General features: G+C 69.2%; 27 protein-coding genes. 21 read left to right on the top strand and 6 right to left on the bottom strand.

Features of this window, described 5'->3' with window-relative positions; translation table 11 throughout:
• Positions 1 to 34: 34 nt before the first annotated feature.
• Positions 35 to 547: a hypothetical protein gene (locus tag ACFTWF_RS37535; RefSeq protein WP_378466145.1), complete on the bottom strand. Its 513-nt coding sequence runs from the start codon at positions 545 to 547 to the stop codon at positions 35 to 37.
• 183 nt (positions 548 to 730) lie between these two features.
• Between ACFTWF_RS37535 and arc the strand changes: the two genes are divergently transcribed.
• The gene (gene arc, locus ACFTWF_RS37530) at positions 731 to 2506 is read left to right on the top strand and encodes a proteasome ATPase (RefSeq protein ID WP_378466144.1); all 1776 of its coding nucleotides are present in this window, start codon (positions 731 to 733) and stop codon (positions 2504 to 2506) included.
• A 54-nt stretch (positions 2507 to 2560) separates the two neighbouring features.
• Here arc and ACFTWF_RS37525 read toward each other — a convergent pair whose 3' ends face one another.
• Positions 2561 to 3121: an NUDIX domain-containing protein gene (locus ACFTWF_RS37525; protein ID WP_378466143.1), complete on the bottom strand. Its 561-nt coding sequence runs from the start codon at positions 3119 to 3121 to the stop codon at positions 2561 to 2563.
• 82 nt (positions 3122 to 3203) lie between these two features.
• On the opposite strand from ACFTWF_RS37525, the gene ACFTWF_RS37520 reads away from it, so the two are divergent.
• From ACFTWF_RS37520 to prcA, 5 genes are all read left to right on the top strand, one after another.
• Positions 3204 to 3581 (top strand): nitroreductase family deazaflavin-dependent oxidoreductase, encoded by a 378-nt coding sequence (locus tag ACFTWF_RS37520; protein WP_378466142.1) that lies wholly within the window; start codon positions 3204 to 3206, stop codon positions 3579 to 3581.
• A gap of 74 nt (positions 3582 to 3655) precedes the next feature.
• Complete coding sequence (gene dop, locus ACFTWF_RS37515; RefSeq protein WP_073363240.1) at positions 3656 to 5155, top strand: depupylase/deamidase Dop; 1500 nt, start codon at positions 3656 to 3658, stop codon at positions 5153 to 5155.
• A 170-nt stretch (positions 5156 to 5325) separates the two neighbouring features.
• Positions 5326 to 5520 carry a ubiquitin-like protein Pup gene (locus ACFTWF_RS37510; protein ID WP_005242990.1) on the top strand — a complete coding sequence of 65 codons (195 nt, stop codon included), beginning with the start codon at positions 5326 to 5328 and terminating at the stop codon, positions 5518 to 5520.
• On the top strand, positions 5517 to 6401 hold the full coding sequence (gene prcB, locus ACFTWF_RS37505) for a proteasome subunit beta (protein WP_378466141.1): 885 nt from the start codon (positions 5517 to 5519) through the stop codon (positions 6399 to 6401). The genes ACFTWF_RS37510 and prcB overlap by 4 nt, the downstream gene beginning before the upstream one ends.
• Positions 6398 to 7225: a proteasome subunit alpha gene (prcA, locus tag ACFTWF_RS37500; protein ID WP_378466140.1), complete on the top strand. Its 828-nt coding sequence runs from the start codon at positions 6398 to 6400 to the stop codon at positions 7223 to 7225. Before prcB ends, prcA begins: the two co-directional genes overlap by 4 nt.
• On the opposite strand, the gene ACFTWF_RS37495 is transcribed toward prcA, so the two are convergent.
• Positions 7216 to 8682 (bottom strand): bifunctional phosphatase PAP2/diacylglycerol kinase family protein, encoded by a 1467-nt coding sequence (locus ACFTWF_RS37495; protein WP_378466139.1) that lies wholly within the window; start codon positions 8680 to 8682, stop codon positions 7216 to 7218. The two genes, prcA and ACFTWF_RS37495, sit on opposite strands and share 10 nt — an antisense overlap.
• 73 nt (positions 8683 to 8755) lie before the next feature.
• Between ACFTWF_RS37495 and pafA the strand changes: the two genes are divergently transcribed.
• The 8 genes from pafA (at position 8756) to ACFTWF_RS37455 (ending at position 18213) form a co-directional block, all read left to right on the top strand.
• Positions 8756 to 10114 (top strand): Pup--protein ligase, encoded by a 1359-nt coding sequence (pafA, locus tag ACFTWF_RS37490; protein ID WP_012687833.1) that lies wholly within the window; start codon positions 8756 to 8758, stop codon positions 10112 to 10114.
• Between the two features lie 47 nt (positions 10115 to 10161).
• Positions 10162 to 11154, top strand: coding sequence for a helix-turn-helix transcriptional regulator (locus tag ACFTWF_RS37485; protein WP_378466138.1), 993 nt, complete (start codon positions 10162 to 10164; stop codon positions 11152 to 11154).
• Complete coding sequence (locus tag ACFTWF_RS37480; RefSeq protein WP_378466137.1) at positions 11151 to 12131, top strand: helix-turn-helix transcriptional regulator; 981 nt, start codon at positions 11151 to 11153, stop codon at positions 12129 to 12131. The genes ACFTWF_RS37485 and ACFTWF_RS37480 overlap by 4 nt, the downstream gene beginning before the upstream one ends.
• A complete protein-coding gene (locus ACFTWF_RS37475; RefSeq protein WP_378466136.1) occupies positions 12128 to 13192 on the top strand; it encodes a 2-dehydropantoate 2-reductase in 1065 nt (354 codons plus the stop codon). Before ACFTWF_RS37480 ends, ACFTWF_RS37475 begins: the two co-directional genes overlap by 4 nt.
• 72 nt (positions 13193 to 13264) lie before the next feature.
• Positions 13265 to 13549 carry a Sec-independent protein translocase subunit TatA gene (gene tatA, locus ACFTWF_RS37470; protein ID WP_378466135.1) on the top strand — a complete coding sequence of 95 codons (285 nt, stop codon included), beginning with the start codon at positions 13265 to 13267 and terminating at the stop codon, positions 13547 to 13549.
• 71 nt (positions 13550 to 13620) lie between these two features.
• A complete protein-coding gene (gene tatC / locus ACFTWF_RS37465) occupies positions 13621 to 14661 on the top strand; it encodes a twin-arginine translocase subunit TatC (RefSeq protein WP_378466134.1) in 1041 nt (346 codons plus the stop codon).
• A gap of 18 nt (positions 14662 to 14679) precedes the next feature.
• On the top strand, positions 14680 to 17412 hold the full coding sequence (locus ACFTWF_RS37460; protein WP_378466133.1) for a DEAD/DEAH box helicase: 2733 nt from the start codon (positions 14680 to 14682) through the stop codon (positions 17410 to 17412).
• 102 nt (positions 17413 to 17514) lie between these two features.
• Complete coding sequence (locus ACFTWF_RS37455; RefSeq protein WP_378466132.1) at positions 17515 to 18213, top strand: DUF4333 domain-containing protein; 699 nt, start codon at positions 17515 to 17517, stop codon at positions 18211 to 18213.
• Between the two features lie 19 nt (positions 18214 to 18232).
• Here ACFTWF_RS37455 and ACFTWF_RS37450 read toward each other — a convergent pair whose 3' ends face one another.
• Positions 18233 to 19189, bottom strand: a complete 957-nt coding sequence (locus ACFTWF_RS37450; RefSeq protein ID WP_378466131.1) for a 5'-3' exonuclease H3TH domain-containing protein — start codon at positions 19187 to 19189, stop codon at positions 18233 to 18235.
• Between the two features lie 36 nt (positions 19190 to 19225).
• Between ACFTWF_RS37450 and ACFTWF_RS37445 the strand changes: the two genes are divergently transcribed.
• Together ACFTWF_RS37445 and ACFTWF_RS37440 are read left to right on the top strand one after the other, a co-directional pair.
• Positions 19226 to 20365 carry a M24 family metallopeptidase gene (locus ACFTWF_RS37445; RefSeq protein WP_378466130.1) on the top strand — a complete coding sequence of 380 codons (1140 nt, stop codon included), beginning with the start codon at positions 19226 to 19228 and terminating at the stop codon, positions 20363 to 20365.
• A gap of 118 nt (positions 20366 to 20483) precedes the next feature.
• The gene (locus tag ACFTWF_RS37440; protein ID WP_378466129.1) at positions 20484 to 21242 is read left to right on the top strand and encodes a polyprenol monophosphomannose synthase; all 759 of its coding nucleotides are present in this window, start codon (positions 20484 to 20486) and stop codon (positions 21240 to 21242) included.
• Here the strand turns inward: ACFTWF_RS37440 and ACFTWF_RS37435 are convergent.
• Positions 21202 to 21615, bottom strand: coding sequence for a TIGR03618 family F420-dependent PPOX class oxidoreductase (locus ACFTWF_RS37435; protein ID WP_378466128.1), 414 nt, complete (start codon positions 21613 to 21615; stop codon positions 21202 to 21204). The genes ACFTWF_RS37440 and ACFTWF_RS37435 overlap by 41 nt on opposite strands.
• A gap of 30 nt (positions 21616 to 21645) precedes the next feature.
• On the opposite strand from ACFTWF_RS37435, the gene ACFTWF_RS37430 reads away from it, so the two are divergent.
• Genes ACFTWF_RS37430 through ACFTWF_RS37415 form a run of 4 tightly spaced genes read left to right on the top strand, consistent with a single transcriptional unit; the run spans position 21646 to position 25146 of the window.
• Positions 21646 to 22422: an SDR family NAD(P)-dependent oxidoreductase gene (locus tag ACFTWF_RS37430; RefSeq protein WP_378466127.1), complete on the top strand. Its 777-nt coding sequence runs from the start codon at positions 21646 to 21648 to the stop codon at positions 22420 to 22422.
• On the top strand, positions 22419 to 23654 hold the full coding sequence (gene cbiE / locus ACFTWF_RS37425) for a precorrin-6y C5,15-methyltransferase (decarboxylating) subunit CbiE (RefSeq protein WP_378466126.1): 1236 nt from the start codon (positions 22419 to 22421) through the stop codon (positions 23652 to 23654). The genes ACFTWF_RS37430 and cbiE overlap by 4 nt, the downstream gene beginning before the upstream one ends.
• A complete protein-coding gene (gene cobM / locus ACFTWF_RS37420; protein WP_378466125.1) occupies positions 23651 to 24400 on the top strand; it encodes a precorrin-4 C(11)-methyltransferase in 750 nt (249 codons plus the stop codon). Before cbiE ends, cobM begins: the two co-directional genes overlap by 4 nt.
• 2 nt (positions 24401 to 24402) lie before the next feature.
• Positions 24403 to 25146 carry a cobalt-precorrin-6A reductase gene (locus tag ACFTWF_RS37415; protein WP_378466124.1) on the top strand — a complete coding sequence of 248 codons (744 nt, stop codon included), beginning with the start codon at positions 24403 to 24405 and terminating at the stop codon, positions 25144 to 25146.
• Between the two features lie 19 nt (positions 25147 to 25165).
• Here the strand turns inward: ACFTWF_RS37415 and ACFTWF_RS37410 are convergent, their stop codons facing one another.
• The gene (locus ACFTWF_RS37410; protein WP_378466123.1) at positions 25166 to 25603 is read right to left on the bottom strand and encodes a cupin domain-containing protein; all 438 of its coding nucleotides are present in this window, start codon (positions 25601 to 25603) and stop codon (positions 25166 to 25168) included.
• Between the two features lie 211 nt (positions 25604 to 25814).
• Between ACFTWF_RS37410 and ACFTWF_RS37405 the strand changes: the two genes are divergently transcribed.
• Positions 25815 to 26555, top strand: coding sequence for a biotin/lipoate A/B protein ligase family protein (locus ACFTWF_RS37405; RefSeq protein ID WP_378466122.1), 741 nt, complete (start codon positions 25815 to 25817; stop codon positions 26553 to 26555).
• Positions 26556 to 26560: the final 5 nt, after the last annotated feature.

Genomic DNA, 26560 nt, shown 5'->3' with positions numbered 1-26560 from the left:
CGGCGCCCCGGGGACGCCGCCGAAGGTCGGGACGCTAGCTGCAGCCGGCGCGCGCCATGCCGAGCAGGGTGCAGGTGCTCGCGTCGGACACCTTCCATGTGCCGTCGACGTTCTCCCATGTCCACGCCGTCGGGGCGGCCGTGCCGTGCGGGCTGACGATCGCGACGTTCGCCGTCGCCGTATCGCCCTCCACCTGCACATCCGTGACCGTGAAGGACACCGGGTAGTTGGCCATCGCCGCGGTCATCGCCTCGAGATTCGGGCGGCGTTGTTCACCGTCGACCACCACGGCGGTCTTGTCGTCGACCGGGCGGGCGGGGTCCGCGAGGACCTGGAGCGTACCGAGCAGTTCGTCGGAAGTGGGGGCCGCGACAGCCTCGCCGGATGCGGGGGAGGCGGAGGACGCGGCAGCGGACGTCGTCCCCGTGGTGCCGGACGAGTCGTCCGACGAGCAGGCCGACATCCCGAGCGCGAGGACGACCGCGCCCACGGCGACCACGGACCTACCGATGGCGGATGTGCCGTTCAGGGGCTTGCGGATTATCACGACGAACCCTTTCGTTACACAGAACAGAGAGGAAACTGCTCGACAGGTAGGTAAGGCTAACATGAGGATTTCGGTGGTCCGGGGCGTCGTGTATGCCGATTCGCAATCGGCAGAATCCGTGTCACGGCGCAGAATTCGGGCAGTGCCGGTAGCGTTGATAGATCTCATTGGGAGGAGACGCACATGAGCTCGACAGAGAACCCCGATTCGGTTGCGGCCGCACGAGAGCTCGAGGCGTTGCGCGCAGAGGCGTCGGCACTGCGTAGGCAGCTCGCGGAGTCGCCGGAACAGCTTCGTGAGATGGAGTCGCGAGTGGACTCGCTGTCCATCCGGAACACCAAGCTGATGGACACCCTCAAGGAAGCCCGCCAGCAGCTCATTGCGCTTCGAGAAGAAGTCGACCGCCTCGGCCAGCCGCCGAGCGGCTACGGCGTGCTGCTCGGAGTGCACGACGATCAGACGGTGGACGTGTTCACCTCCGGTCGCAAGATGCGGTTGACCTGCTCCCCGAACGTCGACGCCGAGACCCTCAAGCTCGGCCAGACCGTGCGCCTCAACGAGGCTCTCACGATTGTGGAGGCGGGCAACTTCGAGCGCGTGGGTGAGATCAGCACGCTCCGTGAGGTCCTCGACGACGGTCAGCGCGCCCTCGTGGTGGGTCACGCCGACGAGGAACGAATCGTCTGGCTCGCCGAACCCCTCGCCACCGTGTTCGCGGAGAGCGAGAAGGAGACGATCGCGTACGACGCGGACTCGCCCACCCGGAAGCTGCGCCCCGGCGACTCCCTCCTCGTCGACACCAAGGCCGGCTACGCGTTCGAGCGGATCCCCAAGGCCGAGGTCGAGGATCTGGTCCTCGAAGAGGTTCCCGACGTCCACTACGACGACATCGGTGGCCTCGGCAGGCAGATCGAGCAGATCCGCGACGCGGTCGAGTTGCCGTTCCTCCACAAGGACCTGTTCCACGAATACGAGCTCCGCCCGCCCAAGGGTGTGCTCCTCTACGGCCCGCCCGGGTGCGGCAAGACGCTGATCGCCAAGGCGGTCGCCAACTCGCTCGCGAAGAAGATCGCGGAGGCCCGGGGGCAGGACAGCAAGGAAGCCAAGTCCTACTTCCTCAACATCAAGGGCCCCGAGCTGCTGAATAAGTTCGTCGGCGAGACCGAGCGGCACATCCGGCTCATCTTCCAGCGGGCCCGGGAGAAGGCCTCCGAGGGCACCCCGGTGATCGTGTTCTTCGACGAGATGGACTCGATCTTCCGTACCCGCGGGTCGGGTGTCTCCTCCGACGTCGAGACGACCGTCGTGCCGCAGCTGCTCAGTGAGATCGACGGTGTCGAGGGACTCGAGAACGTCATCGTGATCGGCGCATCCAACCGCGAGGACATGATCGACCCCGCGATCCTGCGTCCGGGTCGCCTCGACGTGAAGATCAAGATCGAACGCCCCGACGCGGAGTCGGCGCAGGACATCTTCTCGAAGTACCTCGTCGAGACGCTGCCGGTGCACAGCGACGACATCGCGGAGTTCGGCGGCGATCGCACCGCCTGCATCCGGGTGATGATCGAACGGGTCGTCGACCGCATGTACGCCGAGAGCGAGGAGAACCGCTTCCTCGAGGTCACGTACGCCAACGGCGACAAGGAGGTCCTCTACTTCAAGGACTTCAACTCGGGGGCGATGATCCAGAACATCGTCGACCGCGCCAAGAAGTACGCGATCAAGTCGGTGCTCGACACCGGTGCCCCGGGCCTGCGGGTCCAGCACCTGTTCGACTCGATCGTCGACGAGTTCTCCGAGAACGAGGACCTGCCGAACACCACCAATCCCGACGACTGGGCCCGGATCTCGGGCAAGAAGGGTGAGCGGATCGTCTACATCCGCACGTTGGTCACCGGTAAGAACGCGAGCGCGAGCCGCGCCATCGACACCGAGTCCAACACGGGCCAGTACCTGTAGGCCGCTCGGCACCACCTGCGCGGCGGGACTCGAATCGTGTTCCCGCCGTGCAGGTCAGCTGTCGTGCCGGTGGTCCAGTGCGACGAGGTAGTCCTCCAGGAGAGCCCGGGTGTCCGGGACGAACGGCCACTGCGGGTCGCGCAGGTGTGCGACCAGTTCGTGGGGCGTCCACCACCAGCCGGCCGCGATCTCGCTGGCCTGGTGGACCACCGGGCCGTCCCAGCGCGTCTCGTAGGCGTACAGGTGGCAGCGGAGCCGCAGTCCGTGCCAGTGCCCGTCCCACGCCACCTGTGCGACGGGGGTGAGCGCGACTCCTGCGATGCCGAGTTCCTCCGCCAGTTCGCGGGTCGCGGCGTCCTCCGCGCTCTCCCCGGGATCGACCACCCCGCCCGCGAGGCAGTCGTGCTGTCCGGCGAACACGGTCTTCGTGTCCGAGCGTCTGTGCACGTACAGCCGCCGGCCGTCACCGGATCGGACCAGGACCCCGGCGCTGGCGTGCCACAAACCCTCGGCGTAGACCCGGGAACGCTCGGCGGTACCGGCCGGTCGGCCCGCACTGTCGAACACCGCCACCACTTCGTCCGTGCCGGGCGGGGTGTTCGGGACGGAATCCATGCGTCGATCCTGCCAGTACCCCGTCGGGTGCCGGTACCGTCGTGGGTGGTTGCTCGTTCCGGTGCCGAAGGGGTGCGAGGTCATGGCGTTGCCGCGTTCGATCGCCCGGTTCAACCGGGTCGTCACCAATCAGGTGAGCCGACACGTCGCGACGATCCTGCCGGGCTTCGCCGTGGTCGAGCACCGGGGCCGGAAGTCGGGCACGGCGTATCGCACACCCGTCAACGTGTTCGTCGTGGACGGCCGCTACCGGTTCGCGCTCACGTACGGCGCCCGGAGCGACTGGGTGCGCAACGTGGTGGCGGCGGGCGGGTGCACCATCGAGACGCGCCGACGCACCGTCACCCTGACCGACCCGAGAATCGTCACCGACAGCACCCACGCCTGGGCTCCCGTCGGGGTGCGAACGGTGCTCGGGGCGATCGCCGCGAACCAGTACCTGGAGTGTTCGCCGGCCTGACCGTGCGACGCGGACGGCTCGCACGGCAGGAGTGTGCCGTCGGGCGGGGGGAGTGATCGCATAGGCTCGGCAGCATGCAGCGGATCATCGGTGTCGAAGTCGAGTACGGAATCTCCTCACCCAGCGAGCCTTCGGCCAATCCGATCTTGACGTCCACCCAGGCGGTGCTGGCCTACGCGGCCGCCGCGGGGGTGCCGCGTGCCAAGCGCACCCGATGGGACTACGAGGTGGAATCCCCGCTGCGCGATGCCCGTGGTTTCGATCTCGGCCGGCTGAGCGGCCCGGCGCCGGTGATCGACGCCGACGAGGTCGGCGCGGCCAACATGATCCTCACCAACGGCGCCCGTCTGTACGTCGACCACGCGCACCCCGAATACTCGGCCCCCGAGGTCACCGACCCCCTGGACGCCGTCATCTGGGACAAGGCCGGCGAACGCGTGATGGAGGCCGCCGCGCGGCACGCGTCCAGCGTTCCCGGTGCCCCGCGACTGCAGCTGTACAAGAACAACGTGGACGGCAAGGGCGCGTCGTACGGCACCCACGAGAACTACCTGATGTCGCGGGCGACGCCGTTCTCCGCGGTGATCAACGGCCTGACGCCGTTCTTCGCGTCCCGTCAGGTGATCTGCGGGTCCGGTCGCGTCGGAATCGGGCAGTCCGGCGACGAGGCCGGCTTCCAGCTGTCCCAGCGCGCCGACTACATCGAGGTCGAGGTCGGGCTCGAGACCACGCTCAAGCGCGGCATCATCAACACCCGCGACGAACCGCACGCCGACGCCGACAAGTACCGGCGCCTCCACGTCATCATCGGCGACGCGAACCTCGCCGAGATGTCGACGTATCTGAAGGTCGGGACCACGGCGCTGGTCCTCGATCTGATCGAGGCCGGTGTCGACCTCACCGACCTGCAACTGGCCCGTCCGGTGACGGCCGTGCACCACATCAGCCACGATCCGACGCTGCGCGCCACGGTCGCGCTGGCCGACGGCCGGGAGCTGACCGGGCTTGCGTTGCAGCGGATCTACCTCGATCGCGTCGACAAGTTCATGTCGGCCGAGGGCAACGACGACCCCCGCGTGGCCGACTTGCTGGAGAAGTGGGCGATGGTGCTCGACCTCCTCGAGCGCGATCCGATGGAATGCGCCCACCTGCTGGACTGGCCGGCCAAGCTGCGCCTGCTCGAGGGGTTCCGGAACCGGGAGGGGCTCAACTGGTCCGCGCCGCGACTGCATCTCGTCGACCTGCAGTACTCGGACGTCCGCCTCGACAAGGGGCTCTACAACCGGCTCGTCGCGCGCGGGTCGATGGAGCGCCTCGTCTCGGAGCAGCAGGTGCTCGACGCGGTCGACACCCCGCCCACCGACACCCGCGCCTACTTCCGCGGCGAGTGCCTGCGCAAGTTCGGCGCAGACATCGCGGCGGCGAGCTGGGATTCGGTGATCTTCGATCTCGGGGGCGACTCCCTGGTGCGCATTCCCACGCTCGAGCCGCTGCGCGGCAGCAAGGCGCACGTGGGGGAGCTGCTGGAGTCGGTGGAGACGGCGAAAGAACTCGTCGACGAGCTCACGAACTGACCGAGCGACCGCTTCCGGACGGATCTGTGCCGGAACTCGCCGTCGCGTCGGCACACGTGCGACGGCGACGCTCGGTAGGGTGAAGGTCCGAGCGGATGATGTAGTCAGACTGCTTGGCACGACAGGACGCTCGGAAGAAGAGCTCCCTTCACACAAGGAGGTCGGCGGCGATGGCGCAAGAGCAGACCAAACGAACTGGTGGCGGCGACGAGGACGACACCCCCGGTGGTGACGGTGCCGCTGGTCAGGAACGTCGCGAAAAGCTGGCCGAGGACACCGACGACCTGCTCGACGAGATCGACGACGTGCTCGAGGAGAACGCCGAGGACTTCGTCCGGGCCTATGTCCAGAAGGGCGGCCAGTGACGGCGGATCGACCGGCATTGCGGACGGGCGACGGTGACACGAGGCTCAGTTTCGGTTCGAATCTGAGCTCGTTCACCGAGTATCTGCGCGGTCACGCACCAGAATTGCTGCCGGAGAATCGGATCGGCCATCGTTCGCACTCGACACGGGGTGGTGACGGGATGGACAGCGGTGATCTCGCACCGCACGGAACGACGATCGTGGCGCTCACCTACAAGGGGGGCGTTCTGCTCGCCGGCGACCGGCGTGCGACCCAGGGCAACCTGATCGCGAGCCGGGACGTCGAGAAGGTGTACGTCACCGACGAGTATTCGGCGGCCGGCATCGCCGGCACCGCGGGCATCGCGATCGAACTGGTTCGCCTGTTCGCCGTCGAACTCGAGCACTACGAGAAGATCGAGGGCGTCCCCCTGACCTTCGACGGCAAGGCCAACCGGCTGGCGTCGATGGTGCGGGGCAACCTCGGCGCGGCGATGCAGGGTCTCGCGGTGGTTCCGTTGCTCGTCGGCTACGACCTCGACGCGGACGACGAGGCCCGCGCGGGGCGCATCGTCTCGTACGACGTCGTGGGCGGCCGATACGAGGAACGCGCCGGATACCACGCGGTCGGTTCGGGATCGCTGTTCGCGAAGTCGGCACTGAAGAAGATCTACTCGCCGGACAGCGACGAGGAGACCGCCCTGCGGGCGGCCATCGAATCGCTGTACGACGCGGCCGACGACGATTCGGCCACCGGTGGACCCGACCTCACCCGGGGCATCTACCCGACCGCGGTCACCATCACCCAGGCCGGCGCCGTAGTCGTGCCCGACGACACGACGTCCGAGTTGGCTCGGCGGATCGTCACCGAGCGCACCGAAGAAGGGGGGTCCGCGCGATGACCATGCCGTATTACGCCTCCGCCGAGCAGATCATGCGGGATCGCTCGGAGTTGGCGCGCAAGGGAATTGCCCGGGGACGCAGTGTCGTGGTGCTCACGTTCCGCGACGGCGTCCTGTTCGTCGCCGAGAATCCGTCCACCGCGCTGCACAAGGTGAGCGAACTGTACGACCGGCTCGGCTTCGCGGCCGTCGGTAAGTACAACGAGTTCGAGAACCTGCGCCGCGCCGGGATCGTCCACGCCGACATGCGCGGCTACTCCTACGATCGCCGGGACGTCACGGGCCGTTCCCTGGCCAACGCGTACGCGCAGACCCTCGGCACGATCTTCACCGAACAACCCAAGCCGTACGAGGTGGAGATCTGTGTCGCCGAGGTCGGGCGGGTGGGCAGCCCGAAGCCGCCCCAGCTGTACCGCATCACCTACGACGGGTCCATCGTCGACGAGCAGCATTTCGTCGTGATGGGCGGGACGACCGAGCCGATCGCGACCGCCATGCGCGAGTCGTACCGGGCCGACCTCGATCTCGAGTCGGCGGTCGGTGTCGCCGTCAACGCCCTGCATCAGGGGGGTGCCGGAGAAGGCGAGAAGCGGAACGTCGACGTGGCCAGCCTCGAGGTGGCCGTGCTCGATCAGTCCCGGCCTCGCCGGGCGTTCCGGCGAATCGCCGGCGCCGCGCTCGAGCAGTTGGTTCCCGCGGCCCCGGCGGCCGCCTCCGAGCCCGGTGCGGATTCGAAGACGGCGCCCGAGGCGAAGCCGGCCGACGGTACCGACGCTAAGCCGGCCACCGGTACCGAGGCGAAGCCGGCCGACCCTCAGGACTGAGGCCGGTACACCGCGATCGCCTCGGGAACCGTCCGGAAGTCGAAGCGGCGGGCGTCGGCCACGACTTCGCCGTCGGTGGCGAGGGCGACCGGGTCACCGTCCACCCGGACGGTGACCCGGGGGACCAGTGCGTGCACGTACACCCGGCTGCTGCCGAGTGTCCCGGTCGCGGCGGCGAACAGGAGTCGCGGCCGCGACGCCCTGCGGTCCGCCCGCACGTACCGGACGTCGAGCAGCCCGCCGGTGATGGCCGGACGCGACATCGGAACCTGATCGGACGGCGAATACCGACCGTTCCCCACGAACAACATCCAGACCTGCACGGGCCGCCCGTCGATGGTGACGGCGAGCGGGGTTGCCGCGGCGAGAATCCGGATCATCGCCGCGCTCGCTGCGGGCCACTTCCCGTACCGGGGTTGCCACTTCTCCCGCAGTCGCACCGCGTCGGGGTATCCGCCGAGACTCGCGGTGTTGAGGAACGGCGCGGATTCCGACACATCGGTGTGGACCACCGCCTGGTCGACGAGAACCGCGCGTCCGGTCTCGACAGCGGTTGCCGTGCCGGGGATGTCGGTGACGCCGACGTCCCGGGCGAAGTGGTTGAGCGTTCCGCCCGGGAACACTGCCAGCGGCAACCGGTGACGCGCGGCCGCCGCGGCGACGGCGACGACGGTCCCGTCTCCACCACACACCCCGAGGGCTCGCGGCTGCGTGTCGGCCACCCAGGCGTCGAGTTGCTCGGCGAAATCGCGATCCGTGTCCAGGGCACGCGTGTCGGCCTTGGGGAGAGCAGTCGCGATCTCCTCCCGGGGATCGGTGCCGTCCGGTCCCGATTCCGGGTTGACCACGACGAGCAGGTCCTCACCGCCCGGCAGTGCGGGCGCGTCGACTGACGGTCCCAGCTCCGCCGGATCCTCCGGGCGCACCGCCCACCACCTGCGAGTACCCGCCGCGACAGCCCCACCGAGCGCCAGTCCGGCGAGCACGTCCGACGGCCAGTGCACACCGTTGTGCACCCGGGAGTACGCGACCGCGGCGGCGAGGGGCGCCACGACGGCGGCGGTCACGGGCGACTCCAGGGCGACGCCGGTGGTGAACGCGGCCGCCGACGCCGAGTGCCCCGACGGGAAGGACGAGGACCGGGGGATCTCCACCCCGCGCAGCACGTTCGCCCAGACCCGCGGGGGTGGTCGCCGCCGCGGAAACACGGGTTTGAGGATGCCGTTGGCGAGACCGCTCGCCAGTCCCAGTGACAGCAGGCCCCGCACACCACCCCGTCGGGCGCGCCCGCCGACCAGTCCCAGCACGGCCGCCACACACCACCACAGGACGCCCTTGTCGGCGGCCCGGCTGAGGAAGCGCATGAACCGGTCGACGTGGGACGGGTTCAGATTCGCGCTGCGGTCGAACAGGATCTCGTCTGCCCGATGGATGCGGCGTAGATGTGGGTTCACCACCTCAGCGTATGCGCGGTGTGTTGCCGAACCGTTTTAACGCTCCGTCGGGTGATCCGCGTTGTACTCTCGAGGTGTGCAGCGACGAATCATGGGAATTGAGACAGAGTTCGGTGTGACTTGCACCTTCCATGGTCACAGGCGACTGAGCCCGGACGAGGTTGCGCGCTACCTGTTCCGGCGGGTGGTGTCGTGGGGCCGCAGCTCCAACGTCTTCCTCCGGAACGGTGCCCGCCTGTATCTGGACGTCGGCTCGCACCCCGAATACGCGACGGCCGAGTGCGACAACCTCATCCAGTTGGTCAACCACGACCGGGCGGGTGAGCGAGTTCTCGAGGAGCTGTTGATCGACGCCGAACAGCGGCTCGCCGAAGAAGGCATCGGCGGCGACATCTACCTGTTCAAGAACAACACGGACTCGGCAGGCAACTCGTACGGCTGCCACGAGAACTTCCTCGTGGCCCGGGCCGGCGAGTTCTCCCGGATCTCGGACGTGCTGCTCCCGTTCCTGGTCACGCGGCAGCTGATTTGTGGCGCCGGCAAGGTCCTGCAGACGCCGAAGGCCGCCACGTTCTGTCTGTCGCAGCGCGCCGAGCACATCTGGGAGGGTGTGTCCTCGGCGACCACGCGGTCGCGGCCCATCATCAACACCCGCGACGAACCGCACGCGGACGCGGAGAAGTACCGTCGCCTGCACGTCATCGTCGGCGATTCGAACATGTCCGAATCCACCACGATGCTGAAGGTGGGCACCGCTGCTCTCGTCCTCGAGATGATCGAGGCCGGGGTGTCGTTCCGCGATTTCGCGCTCGACAACCCGATCCGCGCCATCCGTGAGGTCAGCCACGACGTGACCGGACGTCGTCCGGTGCGGCTGGCCGGTGGCCGGCAGGCCAGCGCCCTCGACATCCAGCGTGAGTACCACGCCCGTGCGGTCGAACACCTGCAGAACCGTGACCCCGATCCGCAGGTCACGCAGGTGGTGGATCTGTGGGGCCGGATGCTCGACGCCGTCGAGACGCAGGACTTCGCGAAGGTCGACACCGAGATCGACTGGGTGATCAAGCGCAAGCTGTTCCAGCGCTATCAGGACCGGCACGGCTTCGAGCTGGCCGACCCGAAGATCGCGCAGCTGGATCTGGCCTATCACGACATCAAACGCGGTCGCGGTGTGTTCGACGTGCTGCAGCGCAAGGGTCTCGTGAAGCGGATCACCGAGGACGAGACGATCGAGGCGGCGGTCGACACCCCGCCGCAGACCACGCGGGCGAAGCTGCGCGGCGAGTTCATCACTGCCGCGCAGGAGGCCGGTCGCGACTTCACGGTCGACTGGGTGCATCTCAAGCTCAACGACCAGGCCCAGCGGACCGTCCTGTGCAAGGACCCGTTCCGGTCGGTCGACGAGCGGGTGGAGCGGCTGATTGCCTCGATGTAGCCGCGCTGAGGGAGTCCGGAACGGGCTCACCCACTAGGCTTCCGGGCGTGCCGACTTCCAAGATCGAGCGCTTGATGAACCTGGTGATCTGCTTGTTGTCCACCAGACAGTTCCTCACCGCCGAGAAGATTCGCGAGAGCGTTGCCGGGTACGCCGACTCCGCCAGCGACGAGGCGTTCAGCCGCATGTTCGAACGCGACAAGAACGAGCTACGGGATCTCGGTGTTCCGCTCGAGACGGGGCAGGCGTCGCGTTTCTCGACGGTGGAGGGCTACCGCATCAACCGCAATGCGTACGAGCTGCCCGACATCGACCTCAGCCAGGAGGAGTCGGCGGCGGTCGCGGTCGCGGTCCAGTTGTGGGAGTCGCCGGAGTTGACGTCCGCCGCCCAGGGGGCGCTGCTCAAGCTGAGGGCGGCCGGTGTGCAGGTGGATCCGGACTCGGCGGCCACTCCGATCACCGCCGTCCCCGCCCGCACCCGCGGCTCCGAACCGGCGCTCGGGAAGTTGCTGGCGGCCGTCGACGCCGGTCGCGCCGTGCACTTCCCGCACCGCGGTGCCCTCAACGAGCCGTACACCGAGCGCACCGTGGAACCGTGGGGTGTCGTCACCGCGCACGGCCGGTGGTATCTCGTCGGTCACGACGTCGACCGGGGCGCGGTCCGGACGTTCCGGCTGTCGCGGATCGGCGACGACGTGCGGGAGTTCGGACCGTCGGGGGCCGTGCACAAACCGGCCGGTGTGAACCTGCGGGAGATCGTCGACCGTGTCACCGGTTCGGGGGAGGTCACCGGGACCGCCACGGTGTGGGTGGCCGAGGGGCGCGCCCAGGAACTGCGCCGTCTGGGGACGGCGACGGGGGCGAAGCAGGTGAACGAGCGCAGCGGCACCGTGCTCGAGATCCCGGTGCACTCACGGGACTGGATCGCGCGGCTGGTCGCCGGTCACGGGGCGGACGCCCTGGTCCTCGATCCGCCCGAACTACGCCACGATGTGCTGACCAAACTGAAGGATGCCGCAGGGGACCGGGGGACGTCGTGAGCAACAGGCTGTCGTCGAGACTGTCGCGGCTCCTCAATCTGGTGCCCTACTTCATCGCGAACCCTGGGATGAGTGCGGCCGAGGCCGCCGCGGAACTGGGCGTCACCACCACACAGCTGATGTCCGATCTCAATCAGCTCTGGGTGTGTGGGCTGCCCGGATACGGTCCGGGCGACCTCATCGACCTCTCGTTCTCCGAGGAGAGCATCGAGGTGACGTTCTCGGCGGGCATCGACCGACCGCTGCGGTTGACGTCCACGGAGGCGACGGCCCTGCTGATTGCCCTGCGTTCGCTGGTGGAGTTACCGGGGATGGTCGATCCGTCGGCGGCGCACAGTGCGATCGCCAAGATCGAGGATGCCGCGGGCACCGCGGCGGCCCGCGCGACGGTGACTCCGACGTCGGAGCGGGATGCAGTGGACGACGTGGCGGAAGACCCGATCGCCGCCGCGGTGCGCTCCGCGCTCCACCGCCGCCGCGCGCTGCACCTCACGTACTACTCCGCGTCCCGGGACCGGGTCACCGAGCGGACCGTGGATCCGGTGCGGATCGTGCTCGTCGACAATCACAGTTATCTGCAGGCGTGGTGCAGGCAGGCCGAGGGGGTCCGGTTGTTCCGGCTCGACCGGATCGACGCGGCCACCGAACTGGACGAGCCGTCGACCCCGCCCGCCCAGGCCCTCGTGCGGGATTCCAATCTCGAACTGTTCAGCGGCGACGCGTCGCTGCCGCGGGCCCGGCTGCGCATCGGCGCCGACTGCGTGTGGGTGCTCGACTACTACCCGATGGATGTCCGCACGGTCGCCACCGACGGCTCGGTCGAGGCGAGCATGAGCTACGGGGCGCTCGAGTGGATGGCGCGACTGGTGCTCGGGTTCGGTTCCGGAATCGCGGTGCTCGGACCACCAGAACTGGTCGACGAGGTGCGGCGCCGGGCGGTGGAGGCGCTGTCGGCGTACGACGCCGTCGAGGCGTGAACGACGCCGTGCGGGCGCCGCGGGTCAGCGTGTTCGGCGCGGGCAGCATCGGATGCTATCTCGGGGGCCGGCTCGCGGCGGCCGGCGCCGAGGTCACGCTGATCGGCCGCGAGCGCATCGGGTCGGAGATCCGCGCTCACGGCTTGCGCCTAACGGACCTGCACGGCGCGGACATCCGGGTCCCCGCCTCCGACCTCGCCTTCGCCACCGGCCCCGAGTCGGCGGCCACCGCCGATCTCGTCCTCGTCGCGGTGAAATCGGCGGGCACACCGACGGCGGGTGCCGCTCTGGCGCCGGTGCTCGGTCCCGGCACGGTCGTGGTGAGCACGCAGAACGGGCTGGGCAACGCGGACACCCTCCGTGCGGCGTTGCCGGGGCACGTCGTTCTGGCGGCAACGGTGCTGTTCAACGTGGTGCATCGCGGCGACGGACATTTCCACCAGGGCTCCGAGGGCGACCTCGAGATCGAACAGCATCCGGCGGTCAGCGCGGTCGCGGCGATGTTCGGCGACGCCGGGCTTCCGCTGCACGCCCACGAGGACTTCCGTTCCGTGCAGTGGGCGAAATTGCTGCTCAACCTGAACAACGCGGTCAACGCCCTGTCCGGTCTGCCGCTCCGCGAGGAGTTGGCGCGGCGGCCGTTCCGGCGCGCTCTCGCGCTGGCGCAGCGAGAAGCGCTCGCGCTCCTGACTGCCCGCGGCATCGCTGTCGCCAAGCTCACACCGCTGCCGCCGCGATGGATTCCCCGGTTGCTGACCGTCCCGGACGGGGTGTTCCGGGTGGCGGGCCGCCGGATGCTGGCCATCGACCCGCACGCGCGGTCGTCGATGTGGGACGACCTCGAGGCCGGCAGGCGCACCGAGGTGGACTGGATCAGCGGGGAGGTCGTGCGGCTGGCGGCGGCGTCGGGCACGGTCGCCCCGGTGAATGCGCGGTTGGTCGAACTGATCCGCGAGGCGGAGGCGGGCGGGAATCGGCACTGGGCCGGGGACGCCCTTCTCGCGGACCTCCGCTCCCAGCGGGCGCCGAGGAAACCGACAGGCAAACGGCAGCGCAACTAGCCAGTTTCGACCGGGCTGGTGCCGTGTATGTCCGGTAGCATCGGGGTCACCTGATCTTTTGGAGGTTTCATCATGGGAGCCATGAGCCCCTGGCACTGGGCCATCGTTGCGCTGGTCGTCGTCATCCTGTTCGGTTCCAAGAAGCTGCCCGATGCGGCTCGTGGACTCGGCCGCTCGCTCCGCATCTTCAAGAGCGAAGTCAAGGAAATGCAGAACGACAACAGCAGCACCCCGGCGCCCACCGCGCAGCCGAGCGCGCCCGCCGAACTGCCCGTGGCAGATACCACGACCGCCCCGGTGACCCCGCCGGCGCCCGTGCAGCCGCAGCCGCAGCACACCGAGCCGAAGTCGGCGTAGCCCGAGCCGCCTGACAACCGGGGTGACACGTCACCCCGGTTGACTGCTGACCAAGACTAGGGCGAACAACAGTGCGAATTCCGTTCGATCCGCGCACCAGCAAGCGGAGGACCAATCCCGACGGCACGATGTCGTTGGTCGACCACCTCTACGAGTTGCGGACGCGATTGCTGCTGTCGGTGCTGGCCATCCTGGTCACCACCGCGGTCGGCTTCTACTGGTACTCCCACCAGATCTTCGGGGTCGAGAGTCTCGGTGCGCTCCTGCAGGGACCGTACTGCTCGCTGCCGTCGTCGAGTCGCGCCGACCTGACCAGCGACGGGTCGTGCCGCCTCCTCGCGACCGGACCGTTCGAGCAGTTCATGCTCCGGTTCAAGGTTGCGCTGACGGCGGGCATCGTCCTGGCGTGCCCCTTCTGGCTGTACCAGTTGTGGGCGTTCATCACGCCCGGTCTGTACGCGAAGGAGCGGCGTTACGCGATCGGTTTCGTCGTGTCCGGCGCGCTGCTGTTCATGACCGGCGCCGTCCTCGCCTACGTGGTGGTCGCGAAGGCCCTGCACTTCCTGCTGACGATCGGCGACAACGTCCAGATCACCGCGCTCGGCGGCGCCGAATACTTCGGGTTCATCATCAATCTGCTGATCATCTTCGGCGTCAGCTTCGAGATTCCGCTGCTCATCGTCGCCCTGAACTTCGTGGGTATCCTGCCCTACACGAGACTCAAGGCGTGGCGCCGCGGCCTGATCTTCGCTCTGTTCGTGTTCGCCGCGATTGCCACCCCCGGGCAGGACCCGTTCTCGATGCTCGCGCTCGCGTTCGCGTTGACCGTGCTGTTCGAGGTTGCCGTGCAGATCGCCCGTCTCAACGACCGGCGCAAGGCGCGTCGCACGGAGCAGGAGTGGGGTGCCCTCGACGACGACGAGGCGTCCACCATCGCGGCGCCGTCGGATCTGAACGAGGCGTTCGACGTGGCTGCCACTCCGGTCCCCGAGCCTGCCGGCCGGTTCCGGAGGTCCCGCAAGTCGGGTAGGACCGGTGGGTCGGGCAAGAACGACGACGCGAGCACGACCGGCAGCAACACACCGGGTCAGGACTTCTCCGACACCCTGTGACAATCTGACGGGGTGGCAGTGACAACAGGTGACACGACCGGCGGCGCCGAACTCGATGTGTTCTCGGCGCAGCTCGGTTTCGTGCTCGACCCCTTCCAGATCGACGCCTGCCGCGCGCTCGAGGGCGGCCACGGCGTCCTCGTCTGCGCCCCGACCGGTGCGGGCAAGACCGTCGTCGGCGAATTCGCCGTGCACCTGGCGCTCGCCGCCGGGCGAAAGTGCTTCTACACCACACCCATCAAGGCCCTGAGCAATCAGAAATACGCCGAGTTGGTGCGCCGGTACGGCAAGGACGCCGTCGGCCTGCTGACGGGCGATTCGAGCATCAACTCGGACGCCCCGGTGGTCGTGATGACCACCGAGGTGCTGCGGAACATGCTGTATGCCGATTCCCCGGCGCTGCGCGGTCTGTCCCACGTCGTCATGGACGAGGTGCACTTCCTCGCCGACCGGTTCCGTGGGGCGGTGTGGGAGGAGGTGATCCTGCACCTCTCCGAGGACGTCCGCCTCGTCAGTCTGTCGGCGACCGTGAGCAACGCCGAGGAGTTCGGCGCGTGGATGGAAACGGTGCGCGGCGACACCACGGTGGTGGTCGACGAGAACCGCCCGATCCCGCTGTGGCAGCACATCATGGTCGGGAAGCGGCTGTTCGATCTCTTCGATACGAGGGCGGTCACCGGGGACGCCCGCAGGGACCTGGTGGTCGACCAGGATCTGGTGCGCCACGTCAAACAACGTCAGGCGCTGGAGCGGGCCGACTCGTGGGAGTCGCGGGGCCGGGGCCGCGGGGGCGGCCGCGGGTATTCGAGCGATTTCCGGCCGTTGCCCCGACCCGAGGTGATCTCCCGCCTCGACGACGAGGGACTGCTCCCGGCGATCACGTTCATCTTCAGCCGGGCCGGGTGCGACGCCGCGCTCGCGCAGTGCCTGCGGTCCCGCCTCGATCTGACGACGCCGGAGCAGGTCGCCGAGATCCGGACCATCATCGACGCGCACACCGCGGAACTGCCGAAGGCCGACCTGGAGGTCCTCGGGTACTGGGAATGGCGCAAGGCGCTCGAACGGGGCCTCGCCGCGCACCACGCGGGGATGCTGCCCGCGTTCCGGCAGACGGTCGAGGAACTGTTCGTCAAGGGTCTGGTCCGGGCCGTGTTCGCCACGGAGACGTTGGCGCTCGGGATCAACATGCCCGCGCGCACCGTCGTTCTCGAACGCCTCGTGAAGTACAACGGTGAGGCCCACGCCGAACTCACGCCGGGGGAGTACACGCAGCTCACCGGTCGGGCCGGGCGTCGCGGCATCGACATCGAGGGCCATGCGGTGGTCCTGTGGCAGCCAGGGGTGGAGCCGGTGGATGTCGCCGGACTGGCCTCCACCCGCACGTTCCCGCTGCGCAGCTCGTTCCGTCCCGGCTACAACATGACCATCAACCTGGTCGATCGGATGGGTGCGGCCGAATCACGGGCCCTGCTCGAGCGGTCCTTCGCCCAGTTCCAGGCCGACCGGTCCGTGGTCGGACTGACCCGCGGCATCGAACGCAACGAGGCCGCGCTGACCACGCTCAGCGAACGACTCGGGGGCGAGGACGGGGAGTACTTCGAGTACGCGCGGCTGCGGGAGGAACTGAGCAGCCGGGAACGGTCGCTGGAGAGGGCCGGCCGCACCGAACGGCGGGACGCCGCCGTGGCCTCGCTCGTCGCGTTGCGGCGCGGCGACGTGATCGCGATCCCCGTGGGACGGCACTCCGGTCTGGCCGTGGTGCTGGAACCGGACCGGGATCCGACGGACCCGAAGCCGTTGATCCTCACGGAGGCGAAGTGGGCGGGCCGCGTGTCGGCCGGCGACTTCCCTGAGCCCGCACGATCTTTGGGATCGATGCGGTTGCCGCGTCGCTTCGATCACCACACCGCCCGGGTGCGCCGCGATCTGGCATCGGCGTTGCGCAGCACCGGAATCGTCGCGCCGGGGCGCCGCAAGCGGAAGAAGGCGGGCGGGGCAGGCGACGATGCCGAGATCGCACGGTTGCGGCGCGCCATCCGGCAGCATCCCTGCCACAGTTGGCCCGACCGTGAGCAACTGAGCCGGATCGGGGAGCGGTACAACCGGTTGGCCCGGGAGACCGAGACGATGCGGCAGAAGGTGGCGGCCACGACGAATTCGCTGGCGCGCACGTTCGACCGCATCCTGTCGCTGCTCGCGGAGCGCGACTACATCTCGGCGGGCGAGCATCCCGACGCCACCGAACACGGCACGCGGTTGAGCCGAATCTATTGCGAGAGCGACCTCTTGGTGGCCGAGTGCCTCCGGCAGGGGGTGTGGAAGGGGCTCGGGCCCGCTGAACTCGCCGCCGTCGTCTCCTCGGTCATCTTCGAATCGCGTCGCGAGGGGGACGCTGTCGAGAGCGGCGGCCCGGGAGCGCTGCGGCATGCTCTCGACGAGACCATTCGCGTGTGGCGGGAATTGCGGGCGGACGAGATCCGGCACAAGTTGCCGCCCACACGCGAGCCGGATCTCGGATTCGCCGCGGCGATCTACCACTGGGCGAGCGACAATTCGCTGGTCGAAGCGCTGATCGCGGCGGGGGATCAGGGGCGGGCCCTGTCCGCCGGCGACTTCGTCCGGTGGTGCAGGCAGGTGATCGACCTGCTCGAACAGGTCCGGTCGACGTCGCCCGATCCAGAGGTGGGCAAGGCCGCGGGTCGTGCCGTGGCGGCGATCCGGCGCGGTGTCGTCGCCGTGGATGCTGCGTGAGCCGACGCCGTGTGGTTGGATTCGCACGCCGTCCGAAGGCCCGAATCCGGTGGTCGGGCGTTACGGTAGGTACAAAACTTGACACGTGAGCGGGAGGCGACGATGAGCGGCCCTTACGGACCGAACGACCCGAACGGGCAATGGGCCCAGGGACAGCAACCGGGCCAGGGTAATCCTGACCAGACGGGCGGCCAGTACGGGGCGCCGCAGTACGGTCAGCAGCCGCCCGCCCAGCCGTGGGGGCAGGGTCAGCCTCAGCAACCGGGTCAGCCGCCGCACCCCGGTCAGCAACAGTGGGGTCAGCACCCCCAGCAGCCCGGACAACCTCAGTGGGGTCAGCAGCCGCAACCCGGTCAGCTCGGACAGCCGGGTCCCGGACAGTGGGGTCAGCAGCCCGGGCAGCCGCAGTGGGGCCAGCAGCCGGGTCAGCCGCAGCAGTGGGGGCCGACTCCCGGGCAGCAGCAGTGGGGGCAGCCGCCGTCGTCGGGGAAGTCGAAGCTGCCGTTGATCATCGGCGGTGTGGTGGCGTTGCTGGTGGTCGTGGGCATCGCTCTCGTCCTCGCGTTCACCGTGTTCGGCACGGACACGCTCGATCAGAAGGCCGCCGAGGACGGTGTCGAACGCATCGTCACCGATTCGTACGGCGCCGAGAACGTCTCCGGTGTGACGTGCCCGGCTGACCAGGAAGTGAAGAAGGGCAACAGCTTCACGTGCAGCCTCACCGTCGACGGTGAGAAGAAGCAGGTCACTCTCACCTTCACCGACGACAAGGGCACGTACGAAGTGAGCCGCCCGTCCTAGGCGGCGGCTCACCCGGCCGTCACGGAACCCGTGCGGCGGCCACCTTTTTCATCGCCGCCGTGAGACGGCCCACGGAATTCTCGACCCCGAGTTCCTCCGCCAGCCTGCCGAGCCGGTCCGCGTCGACCGGTTCGGCGGGCAGCGTGTCCGCGCGGGACAATTCGACGTCCGCGTCGCGGACCACCCGCACGACCGGAAGCGCTGCGTCGAGATAATCGGCGGCCGCGGCGAATTTCGCACGCGCACCCTTCGCCATGTCGGATTCGGGATCGACCGCGGCGGCCCGCAGAGCCGTCAGCGACCCGTACTGCATGATCAGGCTGGACGCGGTCTTTTCGCCGATTCCCTTCACACCCGGCAGCCCGTCGGACGAGTCGCCGCGCAGCAGCGCGAGTTCCGCGTAGGCGTCACCGGCCCGGTCGGCGGGCACCCCGTATTTGGCCGCCACCTCGTCGGGCCCGAGCAGTTCGGCCTTCGCGAGGCCGCGCACCACGTACAGCACCCGCACCGGCACCGGGTGGTCGGTGACGACCTGCAGGAGGTCGCGGTCACCGGTGACGACGATGGTGGGGTCCCGGGTCTCGGTGGCGGCGAGGGTGCCGAGAACGTCGTCGGCTTCGAGGCCCTCGGCGCCCGCGGTCGCGATTCCGGTGGCGGCCAGGACATCCAGGATCATCGGGACCTGCGGCGACAGCGTGTCGGGGACCTCTTCCTCCGCCCCGCCGGTGTCCTCGGCGACGCGGTGCGCCTTGTACGTGGGCACCGCCTCGACGCGGAACGCGGGTCGCCAGTCGAGGTCGAGGCACACCGCGAGCCGGGACGGCTGGTGCTTGGTGATCAGTGCGGCCACCATGTCAGTGAATCCGCGCACCGCGTTGACGGATCGACCGTCGGGTGAGGTGATCGAGTCGGGCAGCGCGTAGTACGCGCGAAACCACAGGCTGGCACCGTCGAGGAGAAGCAGAGGCCCTGTCATGACCCTCATCCTGCCAAACCGGTTTAGCCTGAAGCCATGAGTTCCCTCGGCGCATCGACTTCACGCTTCCCCACCGCCATCTATGCCGACCGGATTGCTCGCGCAGGCGCACTGGCCCGCGACGCCGGACTCGACGGCCTCCTCATCACTCCCGGACCGGACCTGCGGTATCTGCTGGGCTCGCGTGCGGAGTCGTTCGAGCGGCTCACCTGCCTGGTGATCCCCGCGAACGGCGACACCGCGTCCGTCGTGGTGCCGCGGCTCGAACTGGCCTCGCTCACCGAATCGGCGGCGGCCGAACTCGGGTTGACGATCCGCGACTGGGTGGACGGGGTCGACCCGTATGCGTTGGTGTCGGAGTTGCTGCCGTCGCCGGCCCGGACCGCCGTGACCGATGCAATGCCTGCGCTGCACCTGATCCCGCTGTCGGAGGCGCTCGGTGCGCTGCCGGTGCTGGCCACGGGGGTGCTTCGGGAGTTGCGGATGGTCAAGGACGACGCGGAGATCGACGCGCTGCGCCGGGCCGGTCAGGCCATCGACCGGGTGCACGCCCGGATGGCGGAGTTCCTGAAGGTCGGTCGCACCGAGGCCGAGGTGGCGGCCGACATCACCGCCGCGATCCTCGCGGAGGGTCACACCGAGGCGGCGTTCGTCATCGTCGGGTCGGGCCCGCACGGCGCCGACCCGCACCACGAGGTGTCGGAGCGGGTCGTCGAGTCCGGGGACGTGGTGGTCATCGACATCGGCGGACCCGTCGAACCCGGTTACAACTCCGACTCCACCCGCACGTACAGCATGGGCGAACCCGACCCGGGGGTGGCAGCCAAGTTCGCGGTCCTCGAGGAGGCGCAGGCGGCGGCCGTCGATCTGGTGCGTCCCGGCGTCACCGCCGAGGCGGTCGACGCGGCGGCCCGGGACGTGCTGGCCGCGCAGGGCCTGGCCGAGGTGTTCGTGCACCGGACCGGGCACGGAATCGGGCTGTCGGTGCACGAGGAGCCCTACATCGTGGCGGGAAACGGCATCGCACTGGCCGAGGGGATGGCGTTCAGTGTGGAGCCGGGGATCTACTTCCGCGGTGAGTGGGGCGCCCGGATCGAGGACATCGTGATCGTGACCGCCGACGGCTGTGAGCCGGTCAACACCCGGCCCCACGGATTGACCGTCCTTCCGGGCTGAGCACCGGGAGCGTGCGGGGGCGGTGGGGCGCGGGTAGTAACATCTCCCATTTGTTCACGACCGCACTCGCCGCTGCCCGTCCACGGCACGGCGGGGCCACAGATCACGCGAAGGTGTCATGGAGAGCGTCGCCCCGAAGGTAACCGTCGTTGTACCCACCTACAACGAACGCGACAACCTGCCCAAGATCGTCGAGCTTCTCGCGGCGTTGCAGATCCCGAACCTGCACGTGCTGGTCGTCGACGACAACTCGCCGGACGGTACCGGCGATGTCGCCGACACGCTCGCGCAGAGCGGCCCGATTCCGGTCGGAGTGCTGCACCGCACGGTGAAGGACGGCCTCGGGCGCGCCTACGTCGCCGGGATGACCCGGGCGCTGGCGGAGGGAGCCGACATCGTGATCCAGATGGACGCCGACCTGTCGCACCCCACCGAGGCCATCCCGCGGATGGTGGAGACGCTGGCGACGACCGACGCGGCCGTCGTGCTCGGTTCCCGTTACGTGGCGGGCGGGGCGGTCGCCAGCGACTGGCCCTGGCATCGCAAGGCGCTGTCTGCGTGGGCGAACTTCTACGTCAACGCCATCCTGCGGTTGCGGGTCAAGGACGCCACCGCCGGGTTCAAGGCATGGCATGCGGACACGCTGCGGGCCATCGACGTCGACGGCGTGCAGAGCAACGGGTACGCGTTCCAGGTGGAGATGAACTACCGGACGGTGCAGCGCGGCATGACCATCGCCGAGGTTCCGATCCGGTTCGAGGAGCGCACCGACGGCGTGTCCAAGATGAGCCTGGCCGTGCAGCTCGAGTCGGCGCTGGTTCCGTGGAAGCTGCGGTTCAGTCGTGACGCAGCGCAGCCGAGCCGAGTACGCGGCTGACAGCGATCTCCACGACCACTCGCGTCGGGTTCACCCGGGGCTGGCGATACCTGGCTGCGTAGCGGGCCACGGCGTCGGCGACCGACTCGGGGTCGGTCAGCACCCGGGCCGGGCCCTCGAGGGTCATCCAGCGTGGTCCGTCCACCTGGCTGACGGCGCCGTACCCGCCGCGTGCGGCGTTGAGGGCCTTCTGCGAGGAGCCGTTGGTGATGACCCGCGCGAGCCCGCGCTCCTGATCCCACGTGAAGCCGACGGCGACGACGTGCGGGGTGCCGTTCTTGCGGAGCGTGGTGAGCGTCCCGAGGTGGTATTCGCCGAGGAACGTGAGCGCCGCATCGGTCAGGTGGATCGGGGTGGAGGGGGTGCGGTCCATGCTCCGACGGTAATCCAGGACACTGGACGGGTGAGCGTGGGATCGAAGAAGCACAGCGGGAAGCCCGGCGACGACGGGGTGGTCCTCCTCCTCGGCGGACGCAGCGAGATCGGCCTCGAGATCGCCTCGCGGCTCGCGCCCGGGCGGACGATCGTTCTCGCGGCCCGCCGCAGCAGCGAACTCGCCGCCGAACGGCAGGCGCTGCTCGACGCGGGTGCGTCCGCGGTGGACTGCGTCGAATTCGACGCCGACGACCTCGAGAGCCACGAGAAGCTGCTGCGTTCCGTCGTCGACACCCACGGCCCGTTGGGGGTCGCCGTGCTGGCGTTCGGCATTCTCGGCGACCAGGCGCGCGCCGAGCGGGACGCACGGCACGCCGTCGCCGTGGTGCACACCGACTACGTGGCGCAGGTCGGTGTTCTCACGCATCTCGCCACCCTGCTCCGCGAACAGGGTTCAGGGCGGATCGTCGTGTTCTCCTCCGTCGCGGGTGTGCGCGTGCGCCGCGCCAACTACGTCTACGGGTCCGCGAAGGCCGGCCTGGACGGGTTCGCCTCGGGTCTCGGTGACGCCCTCCACGGCAGCGGTGTCTCGCTCCTGCTCGTCCGGTCGGGGTTCGTGATCGGCCGGATGACCGAAGGCATGTCCCCGGCACCGATGTCGAGCACACCGGCTCAGGTCGCGGACGCGGTCGTGCGCAGCCTGCACCGCGGTGCGAGCCGAGTCTGGGTGCCGGGACGGCTGCGCCCCGTGTTCTTCGTCATGCGGCTGCTGCCGCAGGCGGTCTGGCGCCGGATGCCGCGATGACCGACCCGATCGTCGTCGTCGGGATCGGCGCGGACGGGTGGGACGGTCTGGCGCCGTCTGCGCGACGCGAGATCGTGGGAGCCGACGTCGTGATGGGTTCCGCGCGGCAACTCGCCCTGCTTCCCGACCTGGCCGCGCAGTGGGTGACCTGGCCGTCGCCGCTGGTCCCCGCGCTGCCCGGCCTGTTCGAGCAGCACCACGGCCGGCGGGTGTGCGTCCTGGCCAGCGGCGATCCGATGTTCCACGGCATCGGCGTCACCCTCGTCGACCTGCTCGGCGCGGAACGGGTGCGGGTGATCCCTCATCCGTCCTCGGCCACCCTGGCCTGCGCCCGCCTGGGCTGGGCGGCGCACGACACGCCGGTGGTCAGTCTCGTGAACAGGCCCGTCGACACACTCCTGCCCGCACTCGGTGATCAGACGCGACTGCTGGTGCTGAGCCGGGACGAGCACACGCCCGCCGCCGTGGCCGATCTGCTGACCGAGCGCGGGTTCGGACCCTCGCGGCTCAGCGTGCTCGGCGAAGTGGGCGGACCGGGTGAGTCGAGGCTCGACGGCACCGCGTCGGGATGGTCGCACGATCCGGGGCCCCGGCTGAATGTGATCGCGATCGAGTGCCGGGCCGACGCCGAGGCCTCTCGGCTGACCAGGATGCCGGGACTGCCCGACGCCGCGTTCACGGGCGACGGGCAGATGACCAAACACGAGATCCGCGCCCTCACACTGTGCGCGCTCGCCCCCGCGGCAGGGGAGTTGCTGTGGGATGTGGGAGGCGGGTCCGGCACCGTCGCGATCGAATGGATGCGCACCCACCCGCGTTGCCGGGCAGTGACTTTCGAACGCAACGCAGCACGGGTCGATCAGATCGAGACGAACGCGACAGCGCTCGGGGTGCCGTCCCTCGCCGTGTTCGGCGACGCGCCGGCCGCGTTCGGCGACGTTCCATCCGCATCGTCCACGCCGGACGCGATCTTCGTCGGCGGCGGTGTCACGCAGGACGGTCTACTCGACGAGTGCTGGTCCCGGCTCCGCGTCGGCGGCCGGCTGGTGGTCAATGCGGTGACGGCGGAGTCGGAAGCGCTTCTGCTGCGGTGGTTCTCCCGGTGCGGTGGGCAGCTCCGCAAATTTCAGGTGTACCGCGGCGAGCCACTCGGCGGGTTCACCGCGTGGCGCCCGCAACTGCCGGTGGCGCAGTGGTCGGTGACGAAGCAGTCGAAAGGTGATGCGACATGACGGTGTACTTCATCGGAGCAGGCCCCGGCGCGGCCGACCTGGTCACGGTCCGCGCGCAGCGGATCATCGCGGCGAGCCCCGTCTGCCTGTACGCGGGCAGCCTCGTACCGCAGGAACTCCTTCAGGAATGCCCCGACGGGGCGCGGGTGATCGACACGGCGCGGCTGAGCCTCGACGAGATCGTCGCCCTGCTGATCGAGGCCGACGCGGCCGGTCAGGATGTCGCCCGACTGCATTCGGGTGACCCGTCGATCTTCAGTGCCGTCGCCGAGCAGGTCCGCCGGCTCGAGGCCGCCGGGGTCCCGTACACGGTGGTGCCCGGGGTGCCCGCGTTCACCGCCGCCGCGGCGTCGCTGGGCCGGGAACTGACCGTTCCCGGTGTCTCGCAGTCGATCGTGCTGACCCGGGTGTCCACGCTGTCCACCGCGATGCCGGCGGGTGAGGACCTGCGGTCGCTCGGCCGCAGCGGCGCCACGATGGTGGTGCACCTGGGTGCGCACCGGATCGATCAGATCGCCGGGGAACTCACCGAGAACTACGGCCGCGACTGTCCCGCCGCTGTCGTCGCGTTCGCATCGCGTCCCGACGAGATCGTGCTGCGCGGCACCCTGGCCACCATCGTCGATCAGGTGAAGGCGGCGGGCGTCACGAAGACCGCCGTCGTGATCGTCGGGAAAGTACTTGCCGCCGAAGGATTTCCGGACAGCTACCTGTACTCCGCTGCCCGCGAGCGCACCACCCACTGAGCGTGGCACGGATTCTGATCCTCGGCGGCACCGGAGAGGCCCGAGCGCTCGCTGGGGCACTCGCCGACATGCCGGGTGTCGAGGCCGTGTCCTCCCTCGCCGGCCGGGTCCGTGCTCCGCGCCTGCCCGTCGGTGACGTGCGGGTCGGCGGGTTCGGGGGAGCGGACGGCCTCGCGGAGTGGTTGCGCGGGCATCGCGTCGACGCGATCGTGGACGCGACGCACCCGTTCGCGGCACGGATCACGACCAACGCCGCCGACGCCGCCGACCGCTGCGGGATACCGCTCGTCGTGCTGCGGCGTCCCGCATGGTCCTCCCGGCCCGGCGACAACTGGGTCGACGCCGCGAACCTCGCCGCCGCGGCCGGGCAGCTGCCCGACCTGGGGACGCGAGTGTTCCTCACCATCGGCAGGCAGGAAGTGGACGCATTCGCCGGCCTGTACGCACAGTGGTTTCTCGTGCGCGCGATCGACCCGCCCGACGTGGCGATGCCGCCGCAGTCGACGCTGCTCCTCGCCCGCGGACCGTTCGCTGTGGCCGACGAAATCGCGCTGATGCGCGAGCACCGCATCGACGTTCTGGTCACCAAGAACAGTGGCGGAACGCAGACCGACGCGAAACTCGACGCCGCACGCGAACTCGGCGTCCCGGTGCTGATGGTCCGCCGTCCTCCGTTGCCGTCGGCGGCGGCAACGGTCGAGGACATCGCCGGAGCGGTCGAGTGGATCGGCGCGGTGACCCGATGAGGAACCCGCCCCGTGACGATCAGCAGGCCGGTGCGGGCGCGTCCTCGGACAGCGGCTTGCCCTCCGGCTCGGTGTAGAACGCGAGCAGGACCAGTGGTTCCGACCCCAGATTCGAGCCCTCGTGGACGTGATCGCTGCCGTGGTCCTCGGTGATCGCCTGGCCGGCGGTCGTCACCGCTGTCGTGCAGTCCTGCAAGGTGCGCGACAGCACGCCGGATTCCACGAACGCGTACACCGGCCCGTCGTGGTAATGCCATCCCGTGGTGCCGCCGGGGGCGATTTCGATGCGTCGCAGCGTGAGATGCGTGGCCCCGGAGCTGCCGGCGACCGCCGGAACCGTGGTCTCGAACAGAATCTGCGCGGTCACGCCCGAAGACGGCGTGGCCTGGGCCGGGGACGCGGACAGCACCGCGGCTACGGCACAGGACAAGACGACCACACTCGATCTGAGGAGCATCGTGACGACCTCTCGGCGCGCTGGCCCTACGCACCGCACGCAGGTATCCAGGGGGAGTGCATTTCGGCGTGTTCAGGGTAGGGCTTCGCGGGGAGGGGCCGCGGGGATATCCGCGAAACCCGATCGTCGTGCGGACTACTCCAGCGTCGGTGACACTGGAGGTTGTGCACGGGGTCGGAGCCGGCGGCGGAGCGGGGTGAGAAGGAAGAGCATGACGATCGAGCAGTTGCTGACCACACACTTTCCGGACGATCCCGTGTCGGACGCCGCTCTTGCGACGGCGCTTCTCCGTCGCACCGCGCGAGAGCCGAATACCCCTGCACTGGTCCGCATCTACAGTCCCGCACCGACGTTGTCGTTCGGCCGGCTCGACGCTGTCCGTCCGCAGTTTCCGGTCGCTGCCGAGGCGGCACGGCAACACGGATTCACCCCCGTCGTCCGAGGCGCAGGCGGTCGCGCGGCGGCGTACCACGAACAGACCCTCGTCGTGGAGCTCTTCTCCCGGGACACGGAGGGCATGCTCGGTGCCCGCCCGCGTTTTCAACGCATCACCCCGCGGCTCGTCGCCGTGCTGCGGAAACTCGGGGTCGACGCCCGGATCGGACCGGTCCCCGGTGAGTATTGCCCCGGTGAGTGGACGGTGAACGGCGCCGGTCGCGTCAAGCTGGCGGGAACCGCGCAGCGAATAGTTGCCGGGGCGTGGCTCTTCGGCTTCGAACTCGTCGTCTCCGACTCGGCTCCGGTGCGCGCGGTGCTCACCGATGTCAACACCGCCCTCGACCTGGAATTCGACCCCGGCACGGCGGCGTCCCTCACGGACCTGAACCCGGCCGTCACACTCGAACAGGTCCGGTCCGCGATCCTTACCGAGATCGGCGCAGTCCACGAGCGGACGGCAGACCGCGACCTGCTCGAGGAGGCCGCGACCCTGCGCGATACGCACGTGTCGTGACCGGT

This window comes from Rhodococcus sp. NPDC056960 (assembly GCF_042674125.1).
GTDB lineage: Bacteria > Actinomycetota > Actinomycetes > Mycobacteriales > Mycobacteriaceae > Rhodococcus_F.
This window is presented reverse-complemented; position numbering and strand designations above follow the sequence as displayed.

What these genes read in the sequence shown, in the direction of transcription:
- cbiE (WP_378466126.1), top strand. Translation starts at nt 22,419, where the DNA reads ATGACCGACCCGATCGTCGTCGTCGGGATCGGCGCGGACGGGTGGGAC.
- dop (WP_073363240.1), top strand. Translation starts at nt 3,656, where the DNA reads ATGCAGCGGATCATCGGTGTCGAAGTCGAGTACGGAATCTCCTCACCC.
- ACFTWF_RS37455 (WP_378466132.1), top strand. Translation starts at nt 17,515, where the DNA reads ATGAGCGGCCCTTACGGACCGAACGACCCGAACGGGCAATGGGCCCAG.
- ACFTWF_RS37520 (WP_378466142.1), top strand. Translation starts at nt 3,204, where the DNA reads ATGGCGTTGCCGCGTTCGATCGCCCGGTTCAACCGGGTCGTCACCAAT.
- ACFTWF_RS37510 (WP_005242990.1), top strand. Translation starts at nt 5,326, where the DNA reads ATGGCGCAAGAGCAGACCAAACGAACTGGTGGCGGCGACGAGGACGAC.
- ACFTWF_RS37405 (WP_378466122.1), top strand. Translation starts at nt 25,815, where the DNA reads ATGACGATCGAGCAGTTGCTGACCACACACTTTCCGGACGATCCCGTG.
- tatA (WP_378466135.1), top strand. Translation starts at nt 13,265, where the DNA reads ATGGGAGCCATGAGCCCCTGGCACTGGGCCATCGTTGCGCTGGTCGTC.
- ACFTWF_RS37450 (WP_378466131.1), bottom strand. Translation starts at nt 19,189, where the DNA reads ATGACAGGGCCTCTGCTTCTCCTCGACGGTGCCAGCCTGTGGTTTCGC.
- arc (WP_378466144.1), top strand. Translation starts at nt 731, where the DNA reads ATGAGCTCGACAGAGAACCCCGATTCGGTTGCGGCCGCACGAGAGCTC.
- ACFTWF_RS37440 (WP_378466129.1), top strand. Translation starts at nt 20,484, where the DNA reads ATGGAGAGCGTCGCCCCGAAGGTAACCGTCGTTGTACCCACCTACAAC.
- cobM (WP_378466125.1), top strand. Translation starts at nt 23,651, where the DNA reads ATGACGGTGTACTTCATCGGAGCAGGCCCCGGCGCGGCCGACCTGGTC.
- ACFTWF_RS37525 (WP_378466143.1), bottom strand. Translation starts at nt 3,121, where the DNA reads ATGGATTCCGTCCCGAACACCCCGCCCGGCACGGACGAAGTGGTGGCG.
- ACFTWF_RS37435 (WP_378466128.1), bottom strand. Translation starts at nt 21,615, where the DNA reads ATGGACCGCACCCCCTCCACCCCGATCCACCTGACCGATGCGGCGCTC.
- ACFTWF_RS37445 (WP_378466130.1), top strand. Translation starts at nt 19,226, where the DNA reads ATGAGTTCCCTCGGCGCATCGACTTCACGCTTCCCCACCGCCATCTAT.
- prcA (WP_378466140.1), top strand. Translation starts at nt 6,398, where the DNA reads ATGACCATGCCGTATTACGCCTCCGCCGAGCAGATCATGCGGGATCGC.
- ACFTWF_RS37410 (WP_378466123.1), bottom strand. Translation starts at nt 25,603, where the DNA reads ATGCTCCTCAGATCGAGTGTGGTCGTCTTGTCCTGTGCCGTAGCCGCG.